Origin of the sequence: uncultured Paraglaciecola sp., from assembly GCF_937123705.1 — a bacterium.
Classification (GTDB): Bacteria; Pseudomonadota; Gammaproteobacteria; order Enterobacterales; family Alteromonadaceae; genus Paraglaciecola.
The window spans coordinates 57,651-74,792 of record NZ_CAKZKO010000012.1 but is presented as its reverse complement, the minus strand read 5'-3'; the positions used below and the strand labels follow the sequence as shown (position 1 = coordinate 74,792).

At 45.3% G+C, this 17,142-nt stretch carries 20 protein-coding genes; all 20 read right to left on the bottom strand.

Annotated elements, in window-relative coordinates; all coding sequences use genetic code 11:
* The coding region (locus Q0688_RS02795; RefSeq protein ID WP_299072927.1) for a hypothetical protein at positions 1-826 on the bottom strand (826 nt) is incomplete at its 3' end.
* Positions 827-1,501, bottom strand: a complete 675-nt coding sequence (locus tag Q0688_RS02790) for a hypothetical protein (protein ID WP_299072925.1) — start codon at positions 1,499-1,501, stop codon at positions 827-829.
* Positions 1,502-1,504: 3 nt separating this feature from the next.
* Complete coding sequence (locus Q0688_RS02785; RefSeq protein ID WP_299072922.1) at positions 1,505-1,801, bottom strand: hypothetical protein; 297 nt, start codon at positions 1,799-1,801, stop codon at positions 1,505-1,507.
* 3 nt (positions 1,802-1,804) lie between these two features.
* Positions 1,805-2,242 carry a hypothetical protein gene (locus tag Q0688_RS02780; RefSeq protein ID WP_299072919.1) on the bottom strand — a complete coding sequence of 146 codons (438 nt, stop codon included), beginning with the start codon at positions 2,240-2,242 and terminating at the stop codon, positions 1,805-1,807.
* Positions 2,239-3,003, bottom strand: coding sequence for a hypothetical protein (locus tag Q0688_RS02775; RefSeq protein WP_299072916.1), 765 nt, complete (start codon positions 3,001-3,003; stop codon positions 2,239-2,241). Before Q0688_RS02775 ends, Q0688_RS02780 begins: the two co-directional genes overlap by 4 nt.
* A 34-nt stretch (positions 3,004-3,037) precedes the next feature.
* The gene (locus Q0688_RS02770; RefSeq protein ID WP_299072913.1) at positions 3,038-3,676 is read right to left on the bottom strand and encodes a hypothetical protein; all 639 of its coding nucleotides are present in this window, start codon (positions 3,674-3,676) and stop codon (positions 3,038-3,040) included.
* Between the two features lie 47 nt (positions 3,677-3,723).
* Positions 3,724-7,383, bottom strand: a complete 3,660-nt coding sequence (locus tag Q0688_RS02765; RefSeq protein ID WP_299072911.1) for a phage tail protein — start codon at positions 7,381-7,383, stop codon at positions 3,724-3,726.
* Positions 7,383-7,787: a hypothetical protein gene (locus Q0688_RS02760; protein WP_299072908.1), complete on the bottom strand. Its 405-nt coding sequence runs from the start codon at positions 7,785-7,787 to the stop codon at positions 7,383-7,385. Before Q0688_RS02760 ends, Q0688_RS02765 begins: the two co-directional genes overlap by 1 nt.
* The gene (locus tag Q0688_RS02755) at positions 7,784-8,407 is read right to left on the bottom strand and encodes a hypothetical protein (RefSeq protein WP_299072905.1); all 624 of its coding nucleotides are present in this window, start codon (positions 8,405-8,407) and stop codon (positions 7,784-7,786) included. The genes Q0688_RS02760 and Q0688_RS02755 overlap by 4 nt, the downstream gene beginning before the upstream one ends.
* Positions 8,404-9,015, bottom strand: a complete 612-nt coding sequence (locus Q0688_RS02750) for a hypothetical protein (protein WP_299072902.1) — start codon at positions 9,013-9,015, stop codon at positions 8,404-8,406. The genes Q0688_RS02755 and Q0688_RS02750 overlap by 4 nt, the downstream gene beginning before the upstream one ends.
* Complete coding sequence (locus Q0688_RS02745; protein ID WP_299072900.1) at positions 9,015-11,711, bottom strand: tape measure protein; 2,697 nt, start codon at positions 11,709-11,711, stop codon at positions 9,015-9,017. The genes Q0688_RS02750 and Q0688_RS02745 overlap by 1 nt, the downstream gene beginning before the upstream one ends.
* Positions 11,711-12,001, bottom strand: coding sequence for a hypothetical protein (locus Q0688_RS02740; protein ID WP_299072897.1), 291 nt, complete (start codon positions 11,999-12,001; stop codon positions 11,711-11,713). The genes Q0688_RS02745 and Q0688_RS02740 overlap by 1 nt, the downstream gene beginning before the upstream one ends.
* A 26-nt stretch (positions 12,002-12,027) precedes the next feature.
* Positions 12,028-12,414 carry a hypothetical protein gene (locus Q0688_RS02735; RefSeq protein WP_299072894.1) on the bottom strand — a complete coding sequence of 129 codons (387 nt, stop codon included), beginning with the start codon at positions 12,412-12,414 and terminating at the stop codon, positions 12,028-12,030.
* 86 nt (positions 12,415-12,500) lie between these two features.
* A complete protein-coding gene (locus Q0688_RS02730; RefSeq protein WP_299072891.1) occupies positions 12,501-13,448 on the bottom strand; it encodes a hypothetical protein in 948 nt (315 codons plus the stop codon).
* Complete coding sequence (locus tag Q0688_RS02725) at positions 13,448-13,633, bottom strand: hypothetical protein (protein WP_299072888.1); 186 nt, start codon at positions 13,631-13,633, stop codon at positions 13,448-13,450. The genes Q0688_RS02730 and Q0688_RS02725 overlap by 1 nt, the downstream gene beginning before the upstream one ends.
* A 9-nt stretch (positions 13,634-13,642) precedes the next feature.
* Positions 13,643-14,068 carry a hypothetical protein gene (locus tag Q0688_RS02720; RefSeq protein WP_299072885.1) on the bottom strand — a complete coding sequence of 142 codons (426 nt, stop codon included), beginning with the start codon at positions 14,066-14,068 and terminating at the stop codon, positions 13,643-13,645.
* The gene (locus tag Q0688_RS02715) at positions 14,068-14,487 is read right to left on the bottom strand and encodes a phage protein Gp36 family protein (RefSeq protein ID WP_299072882.1); all 420 of its coding nucleotides are present in this window, start codon (positions 14,485-14,487) and stop codon (positions 14,068-14,070) included. The genes Q0688_RS02720 and Q0688_RS02715 overlap by 1 nt, the downstream gene beginning before the upstream one ends.
* A gap of 9 nt (positions 14,488-14,496) precedes the next feature.
* The gene (locus tag Q0688_RS02710; protein WP_299072879.1) at positions 14,497-14,799 is read right to left on the bottom strand and encodes an HI1506-related protein; all 303 of its coding nucleotides are present in this window, start codon (positions 14,797-14,799) and stop codon (positions 14,497-14,499) included.
* An 82-nt stretch (positions 14,800-14,881) separates the two neighbouring features.
* Entirely contained in the window at positions 14,882-15,808 is a 927-nt protein-coding gene (locus tag Q0688_RS02705) for a Mu-like prophage major head subunit gpT family protein (RefSeq protein WP_299072876.1), read from the bottom strand.
* A 55-nt stretch (positions 15,809-15,863) separates the two neighbouring features.
* A complete protein-coding gene (locus tag Q0688_RS02700; protein ID WP_299072874.1) occupies positions 15,864-17,057 on the bottom strand; it encodes a phage protease in 1,194 nt (397 codons plus the stop codon).
* Positions 17,058-17,142: the final 85 nt, after the last annotated feature.

Here is a 17,142-nt window from a genome sequence, read left to right as displayed (position 1 = left end):
TGCCAGTTGGTGCTGATGCTCCGCTTGCATCCGTTGCGTAACCTATTGCCCCGTTTAATCCCGCTGTGGCTAATGCACTATTCTGGCTTGTTCGGTAGTCTCCCGCTGCGTAGTCTGCAAAATCACCAGTTGTGCGGTTTTTGTATGGTGATACTCCGCTTGCTGTGCTGTCACCTGTTGCGTTGTTTGAGTGTGTACCACCTTGATTGCTAATGTCTACGCTGCTGCTGCCGAAAACGAAATTATCAGTAACTACGCCGCCACCTGATACAATCCCCCTATACCCCGAATTAACAATAGTATTCCCTACCACTTCACATACAGACAAAAAAGAATCCGATGAAGATGATATAGATAGATTCCTAGTGATAACGCCAAGTGGGGCACCCAAGAAATTTATTACACCCGGTCCCGAGCAACTGTCAAATATACAGCTATCAATAACAGCGTTTTTAAAACCACCGTTCTGCCTATTTAGGGGTGTGACGCACGATTTAAAACCAATATATTCAACTGTTACATGGTTCGCAGTTGAGATGGGACGTAATATTCCACTGGCATCAGAAAAATGAAAACCTGTTGTTACGTCAACACCGTCGTTACGCTCGCTTTCGGGAGATGTGATTGTGATAGTGTTTGTAGCGCCAGTCGTGTACCCGACAAACGGTGTGTCATCGTCCAGTCCAAGAGGCCAGTCGTTGTACATTTCAAAAACATGCGACTCATCTGCTGCTACTAGATTTTTAGCGTTAGCAGATATTGCAGCAGATAGCGTAGTGTAGTCACCACCACTGGCTCTAATCTGAAATGTTAATACCGTAGCCACTTAAACAGCCTCTACCACGCCATACGCATCATCAACTTTAAGCTGTGCTGTACGCCACTCTCTCGCTATTCGTAAATCATATTTACCTGCTAATTCTACACCTGAGAAACTACCAATACGCTGCCATTGCTCAGTTCGGGGGTTGTAGCCGTAGAGTGCGGGGTTATGGCGTTCACAATCTGCCGTGGTGCTGATAACCACATAGTCATTAGCATGGTTTACATCAACAGTTGGACATTTGTTACGAACTTTTAATACGTCGTAGAGTGTAGTATTAGGATAAGGTTTGACAGGGTTTTCTGATATTTTGAAAAACTCGTTTGAAACAAACTGGCTATAGATATTTTTAGCGACGAGAACTGCCGAAGCTCCTCTGTTAAGCTGCCCATCACCAGCAGGGTCATTTGGATCGGTTGCAAATGTCCCACCTTTTATTGTATTCACGATTGTTCGACACAAAGCGCCGATTGTCGTGTCCACTCCTGGAATTGCTTGAACTACGGTTTTATTTTGCTGATTGTCTTCGATAGCGTCCAATACACCCATCAGACTAAAAAACTGACCCGCTTTATTACCGCCTATTTTATTGTACAAAGTAATTTCATGCGCTCTAGCTTCAGTACGGGCTATTGCGTCATCAGCGTTTGCCGTGTCTAAAAAATCTTTTAATGCCATATTTTACTCCACTCTACTATTTAATAATTTGCCCTGTTTTTTCCGTTGATACGAACTGGTTTCATAACAAATTAGCTGCATTGCTCGTCTAATCGCAATGTTCAGTTTTCTGCGTTTTGCAAAAGATAAACGCGGAGTCATCAGGGCCTTTATAACGCCGTGTTGTGCATCACCTGTGCTGATGTTGCACGAACCCCAATAGACGTTACTTTTGTGATCGAAAAATTTAAAATTTGCACCAAGAATTTCGTATTCAACGTCTATATTTAAATCCTTAAACTCGACCTTTGGCAAAGTCATAATTTACCCAAACAACCAAGACAAAAATGAGAACGTGGCATACAGACTAAGCCAATAAGCAACCGTCCCACCTAATCCTCTACGAGCGCTGAAATCATATCTATCGGTTTTTTTCATTGATTTTATACAGTGGTTAACTTGCCCATCAGCAATGTAAAAAATTTTATTTACTGCCAAGGCGACCAATGTTCCACTTTTGCTTTTTGTTTTATGTAAATGACCTAGTAAGCTAGAAATATAGGTATTGTGAGTGCCACCTAAAATCACGTTTACAAAGTAATCGTGAGCCAAGAATATCTGCCTAAACCAGCTATACTCTGGTGTCGTTTTCAAGTCGTATAGCTTTGTGAAAACGATAAACGGAAGGAAAATAGCGATTAAACTTAACCAGTTAATAACTATTAACACCAATCCAATTTTAGCTTTAATCCAATTAATCATGGTGCTGGCTCCGGATCTTCAGATTCAATCACTGGCGCAGGTTTCAAAACATCAGCAAATGATGCTAGGCCTTCCCAATTTATTGGCTGCAATGCTTGGTTTATGGTTTCAGTTGATGGGTTAAACGAGTCGGCATACTGCTTAAATGAGTCGTTGAAATCATATGAATAGTTATTGCTGATGACGTCGCCACTGTCGGGCAAAAACTCAAATATACTGCGCGTTGTTTCGCCCTGAGCGTTAAACGCCGACTCAAACGTTGAAGCGTTGCTTGTCGCTAAACCCCCTAAACTTTCAAACCCTGAATTAGCAATATTTGCGCTTGCGGAGTTAGAACTAACAGACATCTGACTAATCATGTCGTATAGCGCTACTTGCTCATTGGTTTGTGATGCAAGTTGTTGCAGCAAAAAGTCGTTATGGCGCTTATCTCTACGGCTGTTATCCCAGATGCTTAAGCTTTGAGATAAGAACGGCGTAAATGCTCGAAACCAATCCAGCGCAGTGTCTTGATTGTTGTAGTAACTCACTAGCAGCCGCATTCGTTCTGTCGATGAATCCAGCGAATTACCACCCAACGGCACCCTTATTTCACAATCTTTTGATGGCGATTTACACTCCCAGTCACCTTTCATAACAAACGTATTTGCGTCAGGGTTTGCGACTTGTTCCTTAGTTAACGCCGTTAAAACCTCTGGCGGCAAAGTCGAACTACACGCACTTAATAAAATAGCAGTTAAAAAAATCATTAAATATTTCATGTTAATCTCCTTGGTTAAACGCTGCGGCACAAAGTTAGGTGCCTACTGCATTTAATTGGTTAATGTAATTGTTAGCGGTGGTAGTAAAATCAACTTGCTCGGCGTCTACAGCGGCTTTACCTAGTAACCTAAGTGAACGGATACCAAGCAGTGCTGCTTGCCATTGTAATGCTGTGGACTCAATGTTTTGTGCGGCCATTTCAACTGTTAAACCGCTTGCTGTAGCCCATACACTTAACGATTGCGGCACATCGTTTTCTGGGCTACTCGCTGCTCGCCATTCTTTAACTTGGCGCTCAGCCAATTGGTATTCCATGTCGACTAAGTGGCCCTGGCTAACTGCTCTGACTCGTGCTCGGCCAGCGGCTTGGTCAATGGCATTTTTAGCGTCATCTTTTGTCCATAAATACATAGGGGGAAGGATGGCTTGTGTGGCGATACCACTTGTTTTTACATCAACTAATGTGGCATCAATTTGTTGCTCGGCAGTAGGATATTTATTCGTCGCCGGAATATCTCCTGGAACAAGTTCTACGGGTGCACCATCAATCAGTTTGTACATTTCAGCAGGGAAGGCGCCATCGATATACGTATCACCTTGTTGGAGCAATTCTAATAACTGATCGTCAGCGGTCACAACTTCGCCCTCAACAACTTTATCAATGAGGCTCACAACAGTTCTTTGCACACCCCCGTTTATTATTGTGTAATGCTTTCTCATTATTGTTTCTCCGCAGTCATGTAACCAGTCGCAACCTCGGAGTAAATATCGGAGCCAGTTAGTTTCGCCCAAAGAGAGTACGTACCTGCTGACAAGTAAGTGGTGCCATGGTAACTAACAGTCGCTTGTGGGAACTTAAAGCCTATATCAGAATCGTACCTACCCGACACGGTAGATGTGCCTCTGCGCCATGCAATTTCAAGGTTTAGAAATGTGTTAGAAGCGGTGCCTGCACTGGCTTGTATTTCCATATCAACCTTATAGGTACCCGCTTCAAGGTAGACCGACTGACCCTGAATAGCCCCGCCACCACTTGATATATTTGTTGTTGTGCCAGCAATAGAGAAAACTTCCGCATCACCTGAAGGGCCTTGTTCGCCCGGAGGGCCAATAGGTCCCGCTGGGCCCTGAGAGCCATCTTCACCTTTCAAGTCATAGCGGTATGACCAACTTGACGACCCAGTCTTTTGATAGACATATCGACCAGCAGATAACGCAAAATCGTTTACTTTGCCAAGCCCGCCACTTGGTGCGCCTGACGAAATATAAAACCACTCGTTACCATCAAAACCGTCATTGCCATTTAGATCAGCAAGAAATGCAGAAATGCTGCCAGAATTACCATTGTTCAACCAAATTTGATATGCAGATAATCCATCGGCTCCGTCGCTGCCATTTGAACCGGGTGAGCCATTGGATCCATTGGAACCATTGGCACCTTTTAAGTCATAACGATATGTCCAGGTTGATGCGCCTGTTTTTTGGTACACATAGCGACCAGTTGACAGTGCAAAATCGTTTACTTTGCCAATACCGCCGCTTGGTGCGCCTGACGAAACATAAAACCATTCGTTGCCATCAAAGCCGTCATTACCATTAAGATCAGCCAAGAAGGCCGATTCATTTCCAGAGTTACCATTATTTAACCATACTTGATAAGCCGATATCCCTGGAGAGCCTGTATTACCTTTTAAGTCATAACGATATGTCCAGGTTGATGCGCCTGTTTTTTGGTACACATAGCGGCCAGTTGACAGTGCAAAATCGTTTACTTTGCCAATACCGCTGCTTGGTGCGCCTGACGAAATATAAAACCATTCGTTTCCATCAAAGCCGTCACTACCATTTAAGTCCGCTAAAAAATCATCTATGTCACCGGTATTTCCATTGTTTAGCCAAGACTGAAATGCTGAGATCCCTTCTTCGCCATTTTTGATTTTTATAATGGTAAATACTCGGACAAATGTAGGTTGTCCTGATCTTGTTGCGGTAAAAGTAACCGTACCTATATCGCCGGTTAAATCAGTAACTGAATAGGTATGCCCCGTTAACGAACCCGACACGCCACTGCTTTCAGACACAGATACAGTCCATGCCGCTGTGTCATTAATCATGCCAACAATAATTGATAAAGTTGTGGCCACTCCTGTGAAACTGGCACCGCTGCCATCAGCTTCAACATTCACAAAACCCGCCGTTTCCGACAGCTGCGCCGTAATCCCAGCACTTCCGCCACCGCCAGCCGGTTGCGGGTAATAATCAAATATAGATGGATCAGCAATGCTCACCGTGCTCACGCTGCGACCAGCAGCAATACCAAAATATGCTTTATTGGTGGGTGATAATGATATGCCGGTACCTGTGTCATCATCGGCATATACGTACCAAATATAAGTGACTTTTTCGATACCGTTTACATCAACCTCTATCCAATCTCCATGCTCGTTTAACAGTTGGTCATATAATCGATAACTGATTGAATAAGTTACATCGGGCTTAACATCAAAAATGGTAATAGAATTTTTTGCACCACTTAACACTACAGTCGAATCGACAGCATCAAAGTGCTTAAACTCGTAATAGGCAGCCACAGACAAAGGCGCAACCGGGGTAACACTAATAAATCCTGGTCTAGACGATACGCTAGGCAAATTAGTTGGTGTAACAACCACATTTACTTGTAAATCATGAGTGGTTAATGAACTGGGTGAGCGACCAAACCGATTGAATGGCTTAATCACAACAACATATTCACCCGCCACTAATCCGGCAATGTCTACTTCAAAACCAACAACGCTGTATTTTTTAACTACTACAGTGGGTGCGGCTTCCGTAGCAATTAGCACTACACAGTTAACAACTGTCGACGGCACATCATGATCCCACGCCAACACACCTTGTCTGAATGCGTCAGTTTTTGGGGTGTAGGTAACGTTTTTTACTTCGCTTATTACCGTTGTGTCGGGTAGAGATGTATTGGGCAGCAAGGTAATTTGTGCGTATACGTCTTCAGCGTGGATCTGCACCGACTCTTCTTCAACAGACAAAATGGTTTGTTTGTTTTCTACATCTACTTTGAAATCTTGAACTACAAATTCGCGGTCAATGCCGGTTTGTGGATCAAGGTATTTTATTACCATGCCAGGGGCGATATCCAAGCGAATACCCGCCACTTCCAATGCACCAGTAAAGCCTGCGCGCGAGCGCTCTAAATAGCGCTTACCTAATCGTTGAGCCATAGTACGGCTGTTCGTTAGGTAAAGTTTTAACGGTGCGTCTAGTTCAACCCCATCGCTAGCAACATAGGCTGCATGAGTTACTACAGGCGCTCCGGTTATTTGATACTTTAACGAGGGTTCAACGTATTCTGGGCGCACCAAGTTATAACGGCCGTTTTCTGGGCGCGATGGTTGATAATTTGGCTGAGTGACAAAGTCGTCAGGGGTGAGTGTAATAGTGGCAGGGCCACCATACATGGCGGGTTTTATATAAATTTGGCCATTAGGGCGATATATTTTAGCGCCACATGTAGACAACAGACTCTTTAAACTATCACCGGGTTTGAGGGTGTTCGTTAATACGCCGTTACAGGTAAATCTTGATTCGGTTTGAGTGGCACCGTCTGCATCCAAATAATCTACGGGCGCGTCGCAATAGTTAGCGGTAAGCGCTACAAAGTCCCATGGTATACGCCTAGCGGGGATTGGTCTGTAGCCGTGATTTCTAACGTAATCATAGTTACATAAAATGGCGTTATCACTCCATTGCCATGTTGTACTGTCATCTGCTCGTTGTGCGCCACTGCCGCCTTTCGTTGCATCTTGGCGCGGGTCGTAAATGCGCTTACCTTTTACTTTAAATTTTATTTGGTTGACGCCGTTAGGAAACACATCGGGATCAATTTTTATTTTTAAGTAAGCATTAGTTAACCCAAAGCCCACATGCTGTTCTGTCCAATCTTCAATGTTTTCAACGGCAAAAGGTACAGCTTGGGTTTGGTCGCCTAGGTGGTAGGTTGCATCTACTGATTCAATGAGGTCAACAGGTTTAACACCGTCTATTTCATATATTTCAACGGATTGGCACGAATGCCCAGCAATATTGATAACCATGTAATGATAATTATGAATACCATCTCTAATTTTTCTGTAACCAATAATTTGACCACCAACAATGGCTTCACCATATATCACTTTTCTGGGTTGATTGGCTGATGTTGTGATTTCTTGGGCGTCAACTGGGTTAACCGCATTATTGTCAAAATCGGGTTCGTCGTCAGCCATCGCCATAGATATGGCAGAAAACAATAGGGCGACAGCGAGCTGGTATGCTCCGCTGTAAGCAGCTACGGCAGCGACTGCTAGAATAACGGGAGGCACTATTTACACTCCTTGTTAACTTGCCAAATACCTTTTGCTTGTGAAATTGGCAAGTTAGTTAATCCAGTTGGCGACATCACCCAAACACGGCAGGCGTGTACAATACCTACTGCGTCACCAAGTTCAGTATCCACCAATGCTAAGTCTCCACAACGGGCGTTTAAACGGGGTTTAAGCTCCCCAAAAACGTGAGTAAAAGCAGCTTTAACACTGCCGCCACCGTGCTTTTTAAGCAATCTCATTGCACCTGTTTCTGTTGTGTATTTGCCGCGCCACTGTTGCATTGGATCAAATCCAGTTGTTGCTAACACCCCCGCGCTTGCAAACAAACAGCAATCATTTACACCCCATTGAAAAGTTACGTTTTGCTGGGCTTTTAAATAGTCGACTAAACGGTTAATCATCCGAACTTCTCCTCTCGTCGTTTTTCCCAGTCAGTGACATTTTTCATCGGCATGGCTGAAAGAGGGGCGGCGGCGATCACTTCTGTTAAGTCGAAAATGCGGTCTCCCGGGTGCAAGTGTTGTTGTGCGCTGTCGGTGGTGCGGGCGCTTTCGGGTGGGCGGCTCCAACGCTCAAACCAGTCGCTACAGGTAATTTGCATGACATAGGGAATGTCTTTGCTTAAGTCGCCACGCTGTATATCAAAGCTGGCTACGTTGCCATCAACTACAAATGGCACTTCGTGTTCAATCACTCTGTCGTCATTTAACACCGCCATATGCACCGCAACTTCGCGGCCTTCTGGCGAGTTGTTCATTACCAAGCCCACTACCGAGGCATCAAGCACTTTTAGGGTTAACCTGATTTGGTTGGGGCTATTGTTGGCTGCTTCAACCACTTCGCTTACGCCGCCAAATTCACCTACACCTATGTAGTCTTGGCCTTGAAAAGTGCGGGTACCTAACCCGGTGTGAGCACGAACGCGGCCACCGGGCCAGTCGATATCAACAAACAGCAACACGGCAACTTCGCTTTGCTGCAAGGCGGTGATTGCGTCATGACTAAAACCGCGATCAATCATCGTTGCTCCAAAAAATCTAAAGTGATATTGCGATAAAGCCTGGCGCGACCCTTGAATTGTTTTATTTGCATGGGGTCGGCCCAGCGGCAAGTCATAAACAACTGATTTAGGGCAGTGATAATTGGCTGATTAACTGTGGTGGGCTCTCGCACTTCGTTGGCCAGCTTTAAGGTGCATTTACCCGAGGCATTGGTTACAGCATCTTCTGTTAACTCATGCACTTGGGTTAGCTTAAAGCGGTCAGTGGCGTAGGCAATTGTGGTGTTAGGCGGTGCATTTTTTATGTTTATGCTAAGGCCGTATTGGTTAGCGCCATCTACCGTAAGCCCAGAAGCCCACGCGCCAATATGGCTGTAGTTGGTGTCTAGCAGACGTACTGCGTTTTTGTGGCCTCGCAGCTTTTGCAACAAGCCTTTTACGGCTCTAGCTTGGCTTGGATGCATAACGCCAAACTTGTAGTTTACTTCCCAGCCTTCACCAGGGTTTTCGCTAATACGCTGGCTGCCATTAATTTTACTGATGTTCATTTCACTGTTAGCAACAATAAAAGCATCGCTGTTGCTAGGCATAAACTCTGCTGTGAATGTGGGGAAATCGAATATCTGCATTAGCCCGCCCTCAACATTCTGCTACGACGGCCATTAGTGGCAAAGTCTCGTTGTAACTCGGCATCAAATTCTTTTAGGCTCATATCGACTTGCTGGCGAATTTTATCTTCCATGCCTGGTGTGGCATTGGTGGCATCAATACTGATTTGCGGGCTAAAGTGGTAAACAGGGCTATTGGCAGCAACACGGCCATTGCCTGTGGTAGCGTCAACTACTTGCTCAAAGTTTTCGCGCTGTTTGGGGTTAAGTACCATTTCGTCTTTACGTACAACATAGGTACCTTCGTTATCTACGCGGCGCAAACCGTCATGTGCTTGACCAGCGTAGCTCGCGCCTTTGATGGTGGATACTAATTGAGCACCTTGTGCAGCAGCATTCGCCATTGCAGGGATTGCCATATACCAAGGTTGCGCGGCACTAGCATTACTAATTGCAGTAGATAAATTTAAAACGCCCTGCGCAATGGCAAACCCTTTTTGTACCGCAAACATGGCTTTGTATGCTTTGCTTTGCTCACCACCGAATGACTTGGCCAAATCTGCCATACCACCAAATATTTGCTGGCCGCTGCTAAGCATCATATTGGCGCGGGCATTGTTATAGGCGTCTAGTTCATTGTGGTATTGCTGGTTAGCGGCAAGACTAAGACTGATAAATTCATCTTCTTGCAATTTGCCTTGGGCGTAAGCATTGGCCAAAAGGGCATGCTTTTGTTGCAAATGTTGACCTATTAAGTCTTCTTGGCTAAGTAAGCTTTCGCGTAAACTATCAAGCTCGGGATCTTCAGCATTAACACTAACGTTTAATTCAGCTGCAAAATCTTGTTGTAAAAGTTGGTCTTGGTCTCGGCTGATTTGCTTGATTTCAGCAAGTTTGTTGGCTTTTTCCTGCTCTAACGCGATGATGGCATCTTTATTAGTGCCTGCTTTTTCAATTTCTTTAGCGTAAAAATCCGATATTTTTTGTTCAAGTTGCTCATATTGGCGGGTGTTAGCATCTTGCTGCCTATACAAACTACTATAAATCGCAGCCTCTTCTTTGGTTAACTGCCCTTTTACTACGGCTTCGCGTAGCTGTAATTCTCGGTCGAATGCTTCTGTTTGATTTTGGTAGGCAGCAATTGCGGATGACAACTGCTCGTCATTTGCCGCTTTAAATGCGGCATTATTAGCTGCTACTTGAGTTTTAATGTCATCTACATTAAAGGTGCTATCAAATAGTGCTTTTTTCTTTTGACTTATTTCGGTTAAGGTTTTGTCTAACTCCCCTATTTCAGCTTGTAACTTAGCAATACCTACCGCGTCACCAATGCCTGAAAATTGATTTGTAGAAGGACCACGGTTTTTTGACTTCTGTTCTTGTTCAGCAATCTTTTCTTGCAATGCCAAAATTTTAGAGCGAGCAATTTCTTCTTTTTCAGTTAACTTGCTTAACTCAATTTTACGGCCAACATCATTTAGACTGATATATTTTGAAACTAACTTGTCAATTTCAGTCGTTAATTCTGCGGTTTTTTCTTTAGCAGTATTGGATTCAGAGCCAAAGTAAACTAGAGCAGCTGCGGCTGTAATGGCTAGTCCAACGGGGCCACCTAAAAAGCCCATGGCAGCATTTAAGCCGCGAGTACTAATGGTTAATGCATTAGTGGCTATGGTGCTGGCATTTAATGCGACAACTTTTCGGCCAAGGCCTGCTCTGCCTGTTGTCATCGCGGCAGTACTTAGTAGTTCTTGACGAACCAATGCCGCTTTAGCCGCTGTAGCAGCTACAATTGCACCTACATAGCGCCCGGCCATGACTGTCGCAGATAACACCAATACATCTTGCACTGTATCGAGATTTTCAGACAAATTAACAAGTCCTGCGCCTAAGCTTTCTGTCACCCCTAGCGCTTCGTTCTGAGTGCCTATGTAATCAATTAGATTATTTTGCACAACCGTCATGCTGCTGGACAAGCTCGCCGTCATTTTACTAAAGCGGGCATCTATGCCTTGGGCTGCACCTTGCAGAGCATTTACCACAATTTCGGCGGTAATCCCACCAGTGGCGGCAAATTCGCGCAACTCTCCAGTGGTCTTGCCGGTTTCTTTGGCAATAGCTCGCATAATCTCTGGGGCACCTTCAGCCACAGAATTAAACTCGTCACCTCGCAATGCACCCGCCGCCAAACCCTGACTTAGTTGTCTAATAGCTCCGTCGGCTTCAGCGGTAGTTGCACCACTTAGGGCAAAGGACTTGGTTATTGTTGCCGTAATATCAACTAAGTCTTGGTCGGTTTTAACCAGCTCACGAGCATTGCGGCTAAGTGTGGCGTATAAATCGGTAGTGGCAGACAAGCCACTGCGAGTGGCATTGGCAGTAGCAAGTAAGGTTTGTTGCATAGCTGCTTGCTTTTCAGCTGAGTCTGTTACGTCATTTATTTTGTTTTTTATATTTGTGGCTTCATCGGCAAAACGTGTTAAGTCTCGCACTGCAAAACCGCTAGCTAAAAGTGCACCTAATCCCACTACTTTGCGTTTCAGCTGTTCGGTGGCATTACCCATTTGGTCAATGTTTTTGCTGGCAGTGTTAGCTTGTTTGCTGACATTGTGTGTGGCATTTCCAAACTCAGTCACCTTGCCTTTGGCACTAGTCATTTGACCCACCAAGCCTGAGCCGTCTGCTTTTAGTCTTATGCCTACTACTATGTCGCTCATTATTGCTGCTTAGCCTTTTGCTGGTAAAGTTCGTTGCTATAAACACGAGCCATGAGTTTTAGTCCTTGGTATTCGTTTGGTTTACGTTTAGTGGCGCTTAGGGTTAGGTCAGACTGAATTGCCTGTACGTCAAGACCTAAACAAGCGCTACCCACATATTTTAATAACCCGTCGTTATGGACTTGAATAAACCAATGAACTATTGGCATGTTTTCTTCGAGCACTTCACAGTCATCGTCTGGCTTCAAGTGCCCAAGGCGCTGCTGAATTTGCTCTTCAGTTGCGCCCATTCGCGCCATCTCTTGGCGCAGTTCGTCTATTTCTTTTTGCGGCTTTTGCGGGCCGGTTGCGATGAAGCGCGCGACCCTTTCAAGTTTTTTTCAACAATGCCGCTATTGGCTGAGTAATAGGCATTTAAAAAACCTTTCCGAACATCACCACCACTACCGAATAGCGCTTTTTTACCCTCTGTATTGCACGGTATAGGCGAGCCGTCTTCGTGTTGAATGTCGGCACCAAATCCCACAACCACTCGGCTTAATAACTCAATGTCGTTATTCATGAGCTTGTTGTATTCATCTTGGGGAATAATTTCGAAGTCAGCGCTGCAATGTAAAGTGGCAGTGTCGCCACCTCTTGTTGCGATTTCGATAGCCACCGGCCACTCGTTTACGATGCGTTTTTTTGCTAGTACAAATGCCATTTTGGTTCTCTGGTTTTAATTAAAAGGGTGGCGTCCCTGCCTTTAAATAAGCCACTTTTGATTCCTGTGGCTCTCTTGGTGGTGTATTACAGTGTGGTGATAATCGAGTCGTGGCCGGTTATCACTCGCAGTCCTAACTCCCACGTTGCTTTACCTTTATGTTCACCGGGATCAACCGACATAATTTGCACGCCAGTGGAAGACTGTTTAAAGATATTTCCAGTGGTTAAACCGTGGGTGAATTCAAAGGGCAGTAGGGTATTGACGCGAGCAATGGCAAAGGGGTCAAAGGTTGAAAGAGCGGGTTGCTCGATAATCACTTTGCCTTCTTCGGCCCAGTCGCTGATAAATACTTGCTTAAGCTCAGTACCTTCATCGATTTCGATGGCATTGTTTTGCGCCATTTCAAACTCAAACATGTTGAGTAACTGGCCATCTAAACTAAAGCTGGTGTTGGCAGTGCTAAGCTGCACAGGTTGTACAAAGGCGCTAAAGTCGCCATTTGGCATCGCGCCTTCAAGTGTGCCGCCATAGACGCCTTTGGCTTCAAAATTGATTTTGCCAATTTCACCAATTTTGGCTGAGGTACCTAATGTCACTTTGCCTGCCAGCAAAATGTGATACATGCCTTGCCATCTAAAATAAATGGTACCGTCGAGTTCATCTTCAGCTGTCAATATGCGGTTATGGCTGACTTCGGTTGCTGTGCTGGTATTAATGTCGTAACCCGACATTTCCATAAGAGGCGACCATGCAGCTGGGGTGTTGGCGCTGCCACTGCCCGCCATTTCAACCGCACCGCTAACGCTAATCATTTCGCCTGTGTGAATAACAGGTTGCGCGCCGTTTTTGCCATTGTCTAAATCACGGCTTATTTGTTCTGACTCCCAACTGGTGGTAGTCAGCCCATTGGTTTGGATGGCGAGCGGTGTTACACCTTCTGCAATGTAGTCAATGCCTTTTGCGTCAGCAGGGCGTTTTATGCCCACTTGCATAAAGCGGGCTTTAGATTTGTAACCGGGTGTTATCGACATTATTTAGCCCCTTTTTTATCAACTGGCTTATCTTGAACTTTTACCCATTTAAGGCGAGGGTGGCTGCTAATTTGTGCCAGTTTTGCTTGGCTTAAATCAGCGTTTTTAAATTGGGTTTCACCTGGTGCAAATTTAATTGCGCCACATACCACTGGTTTTTCAATTGGGTTGGTGACTATGATCATAAATAACTCCTATTGGGCTTGGCCTTGATACCAAGTTACGGTTGTAAAACGGTCTATCCACCAAACCCCGTTTGGCACAAATGCCACTAAATCACCGGCACCTAATAAAATAGGCTCGTGGTCAGTCGGTGCGTAGCCATACAGTTTTTCTCTTACTTGCTTGCGCTTTTGCTCAAGGGCCACAAGGCCGTTTTCGCCGGTTGGGTCGTTAATGCTTTGAATGCCCATTACCACACCAAAGGTGATGGCGGCTTCTTGTAACGGATTGCCAATATCCACGTCGCGGCTATTGCCAGCGGGGCGTTCTGATACCGGTACAACAAAGGCTGCATCTGATAAGTTCAGTGGCTGCTTAATGGCTTCGCGAATATTTACTGCGCTATTAACCCGTTTAAAACACGGTTTAATGCGGGTTTGAATGTCGGTTAACAGCATTAGATAAACCCTTTGCTATCTGCGCGACCAAACACAGTGCCAGATGATGACATTTCAATGGATTCATCAGACGCTGGAGCTTGACTATCGCTGCTCAACCCTAGCTTTAATGTGCCTTTGCCTACGTTCATTAAAAAGTCGAGGGCGGCTTTGTAGTTTTTTTCAACCACTTCACTTACGGCATTGTCGTAAAGGTTATACCTGGCAAGATCGGCACAAATTTTAGTGAGCACAGCTGGCACGTTAGATAAGGGCAGGGTGTACCTGCCGCTTATGTAGCCGTCAATTAAATTGCTGGCATCACGTATTGCAGCTTCGATGACTGACTGATTGATCACGCCTTGGCTGTTAGAGCTAGTCAGTTGGATAAGCTCATTCACATCAAAACGATTAACCATGTCTTCAATGCTGCAATACATTAGGCTAACCTACTCTTTAGCCGGGGCAGGTTTGGCTTTCGCGGCAGGCGCTTTTTCCGGTTTCGCTTTTGCGTCCGCTTTAGCTGTTGCCACCGATTCCACACTAAGGTCTGAGGTATCCACGCCTTCGGGGATGGCATCAATGGGCACTTCTTTAACTGACAATCGCGGCTCGGCGTGAATGGCAGCAAGTTGCTTTTCACTGAAATGGTCAGCATTAAAGGCGCTGCCTTGGTCGGTAAAGCCATGGCCGGCTCGGCGAAATGTAGCGACACTGGCGTAAATCAATAAAGCTATTGTTGCTTTAGGCATGATGTTCTCCTTGGTTAAACAGCGCCCTTAATTAGCAAGGGCGTTGTTAGTAGTTGTTTAGGTTGTTAGGTTTTGGCCAGACTTATAAAAAGTCTGGTGAAATGACGTTGAACATTCCGCGTAATTCATTACTTACGCTGGTACCACCGTCGTCAATTAGCTCTCGGTTATTGATTTTTAGAGCGTTTTGGTAGTCTGATGAATGCACGACTAGGGTGAGTTTGTTTTTACCTAAACCTAATGGGCGTCCACCATCGGCTTTAAAGCCGCGCATTTGGTTAACCGCATCCCAGATAGTCTGGTAATCAAGGGTTTTCTTCACGCCTACTGCCATTTGCCAGAAGCCAAAGCCCACATTACAGCGGCAATCTACGCCATAGCGGAAGGTCTTATTGGTAAACACCGCTTCGTCGTTAGGATTGTCCATGGCGACAAATTGCATGCCTTTGCGCTCTTGGAAAATGATGGGTTTTAAGCTGCGGCTGGTATCAAGTAAGTACCAGGCTTGGCCTGTATAGCCCCCGTCGATGATCACATTAGAAAAACTTGTATCAGCACCGCTACCGTCTACTTCAGCATTAACGGGGTGATCGGCATCAAAGTAATTTTGACCGTCGTAACAGGCAGTGGTAAAGCCAGCTGCAAGCAATGGAAATACCAATTCATCTGGGAATACGCGAGCTGCATAGCCCATTTCGTTCATCATTGGGGCGTATACACCTAGGCTGTCGTCTTCAATGTCGTTACGGTCAACCACTACTGTTGATTCATAATCTTTGTTTGAAATAGCGTAAGCGTGCTCTTTGATGGACTTAAGCTGACGGTCGCCAATCCACTCTCTAAAGCCCGGCCATTGGCCTAACCAGCCGTATGTATTGCTTTTGGTGGTAGAAGGCACCACTGTTGCCACGGCATTAAACATAGGCTCTGCCTTGGTTTTACCGTCTTCAAAGTTTTTACGAAAGCCGGTACGAATACCGTTTAAAATTGCTGATGTGACTAAAGCCATGTTGTTCTCCTGTGCCCATTTCTGGGCAAATTAGTTAATTAAGTAAAAGAGTGAATTACGCTTCAGCTGCTAGCTGTTTGGCGTAGTCTTCGTGACTAATACCCAACTGGCCTGCAATGAGTTTGTGATCGGCGGTGAGTGCTGCCACACCAGTGTTATCTTGTTCGTCTGGCTTTTGCTCGGTGGTTTGCTTACCAGCGAACGCAGCCACAGTAGGGCGACCATCTAAGGTGCTTTTAAGGGCTGCGATGTTGGTATTGCCTAAATTTTTGAGGTACTCGATTTCACCGGCAGCGATAAACTTGCCGTCTTTTTTGGCTTGTTCTATGGTTTGCTCAACCGTGATGGATTCGTTGTTGGCCTTAAGAGCAGCCATTTCAACTACTACCGCGTTGTAGGTTTCAACCGGTACATGCTTAGTTAGGTCTACACCTTCAGTACTTTTGGCTTTTAATGCAGCAATTTCGGTAGTTTGGGTAGCGAATTCAGCTAAGGAGGCTTTAAGTGAAGCAATGCCTGTTTTTGCATCCTTAGAGTCAAGTAATGCTGTTAACGCTGCGATATCGAGGTCTTTGTTAGGATCGATAGTGATGCCGATAGCGGCAAGTAAATCAACAATAGTTGGGTGCATGGTGTTCTCCAAAGTGGGGGTTGAGGTATGTTTTAGGGCAACCAGCGACTGCATGCCGTCAATGGCTGGGTCGTTGGTGATAGCAATGTGTTTTAGGCTGACAATGGCACCGGTTTTTTTGTCGTAAGAAAATACCGGTGAGATATAGCGATACTCTTTATCCTGGATAAGCTGCTTGGCTTTTGCGGTCCACTCTACGTTTTTGACAAACAAGCCTTGGCCATCTACCCATTCCAAATTGGCATTTTTTGCCCAGCCAGCTGCGGGAGCGGCTTGACCGTTTTTCTCTGCATTAAGGGTTTGGTGTTCGTAGTCAAACAGTAAGTCGTTGGCTTTTTTAGCGCGGTCGGCAATCACTTGTTTGGCTATAGCGGCATCGATATTCCAAAAACCTACTTCAACTGCATCTGATTGGCCGTCGGTGGATTGAAATTGCCCCGCTGGAAATATTTGCTGTGATGACTCAGCGCTTATTTCAAACGAGCAAGCGGCTAAACCTAATTCGTTTGAGTCGGTGATATTTGTACAAGCAGCAATAGCCAACGCCGCTGCTGGCGGGTTAGTTACATGGCCATCTCCTTGGTGGAGTGATTTTGGATAAAGCTTTGATGTATTCATAGCCCACATGATGCGGGCTTTTTGTGGCTAGGGGAGATTAGTCTGGGTTAGTGCTTTGATGGGGTAAGGTTTTCTTTTTTGCCAG

Bases quoted from the DNA above. Each gene is read 5' to 3' on its own strand.
- Q0688_RS02790 (WP_299072925.1), bottom strand. From the start codon at position 1,501: ATGGCATTAAAAGATTTTTTAGACACGGCAAACGCTGATGACGCAATA.
- Q0688_RS02785 (WP_299072922.1), bottom strand. From the start codon at position 1,801: ATGACTTTGCCAAAGGTCGAGTTTAAGGATTTAAATATAGACGTTGAA.
- Q0688_RS02780 (WP_299072919.1), bottom strand. From the start codon at position 2,242: ATGATTAATTGGATTAAAGCTAAAATTGGATTGGTGTTAATAGTTATT.
- Q0688_RS02775 (WP_299072916.1), bottom strand. From the start codon at position 3,003: ATGAAATATTTAATGATTTTTTTAACTGCTATTTTATTAAGTGCGTGT.
- Q0688_RS02760 (WP_299072908.1), bottom strand. From the start codon at position 7,787: ATGATTAACCGTTTAGTCGACTATTTAAAAGCCCAGCAAAACGTAACT.
- Q0688_RS02755 (WP_299072905.1), bottom strand. From the start codon at position 8,407: ATGATTGATCGCGGTTTTAGTCATGACGCAATCACCGCCTTGCAGCAA.
- Q0688_RS02750 (WP_299072902.1), bottom strand. From the start codon at position 9,015: ATGCAGATATTCGATTTCCCCACATTCACAGCAGAGTTTATGCCTAGC.
- Q0688_RS02745 (WP_299072900.1), bottom strand. From the start codon at position 11,711: ATGAGCGACATAGTAGTAGGCATAAGACTAAAAGCAGACGGCTCAGGC.
- Q0688_RS02740 (WP_299072897.1), bottom strand. From the start codon at position 12,001: ATGGGCGCAACTGAAGAGCAAATTCAGCAGCGCCTTGGGCACTTGAAG.
- Q0688_RS02735 (WP_299072894.1), bottom strand. From the start codon at position 12,414: ATGGCATTTGTACTAGCAAAAAAACGCATCGTAAACGAGTGGCCGGTG.
- Q0688_RS02730 (WP_299072891.1), bottom strand. From the start codon at position 13,448: ATGTCGATAACACCCGGTTACAAATCTAAAGCCCGCTTTATGCAAGTG.
- Q0688_RS02725 (WP_299072888.1), bottom strand. From the start codon at position 13,633: ATGATCATAGTCACCAACCCAATTGAAAAACCAGTGGTATGTGGCGCA.
- Q0688_RS02720 (WP_299072885.1), bottom strand. From the start codon at position 14,068: ATGCTGTTAACCGACATTCAAACCCGCATTAAACCGTGTTTTAAACGG.
- Q0688_RS02715 (WP_299072882.1), bottom strand. From the start codon at position 14,487: ATGTATTGCAGCATTGAAGACATGGTTAATCGTTTTGATGTGAATGAG.
- Q0688_RS02710 (WP_299072879.1), bottom strand. From the start codon at position 14,799: ATGCCTAAAGCAACAATAGCTTTATTGATTTACGCCAGTGTCGCTACA.
- Q0688_RS02705 (WP_299072876.1), bottom strand. From the start codon at position 15,808: ATGGCTTTAGTCACATCAGCAATTTTAAACGGTATTCGTACCGGCTTT.
- Q0688_RS02700 (WP_299072874.1), bottom strand. From the start codon at position 17,057: ATGAATACATCAAAGCTTTATCCAAAATCACTCCACCAAGGAGATGGC.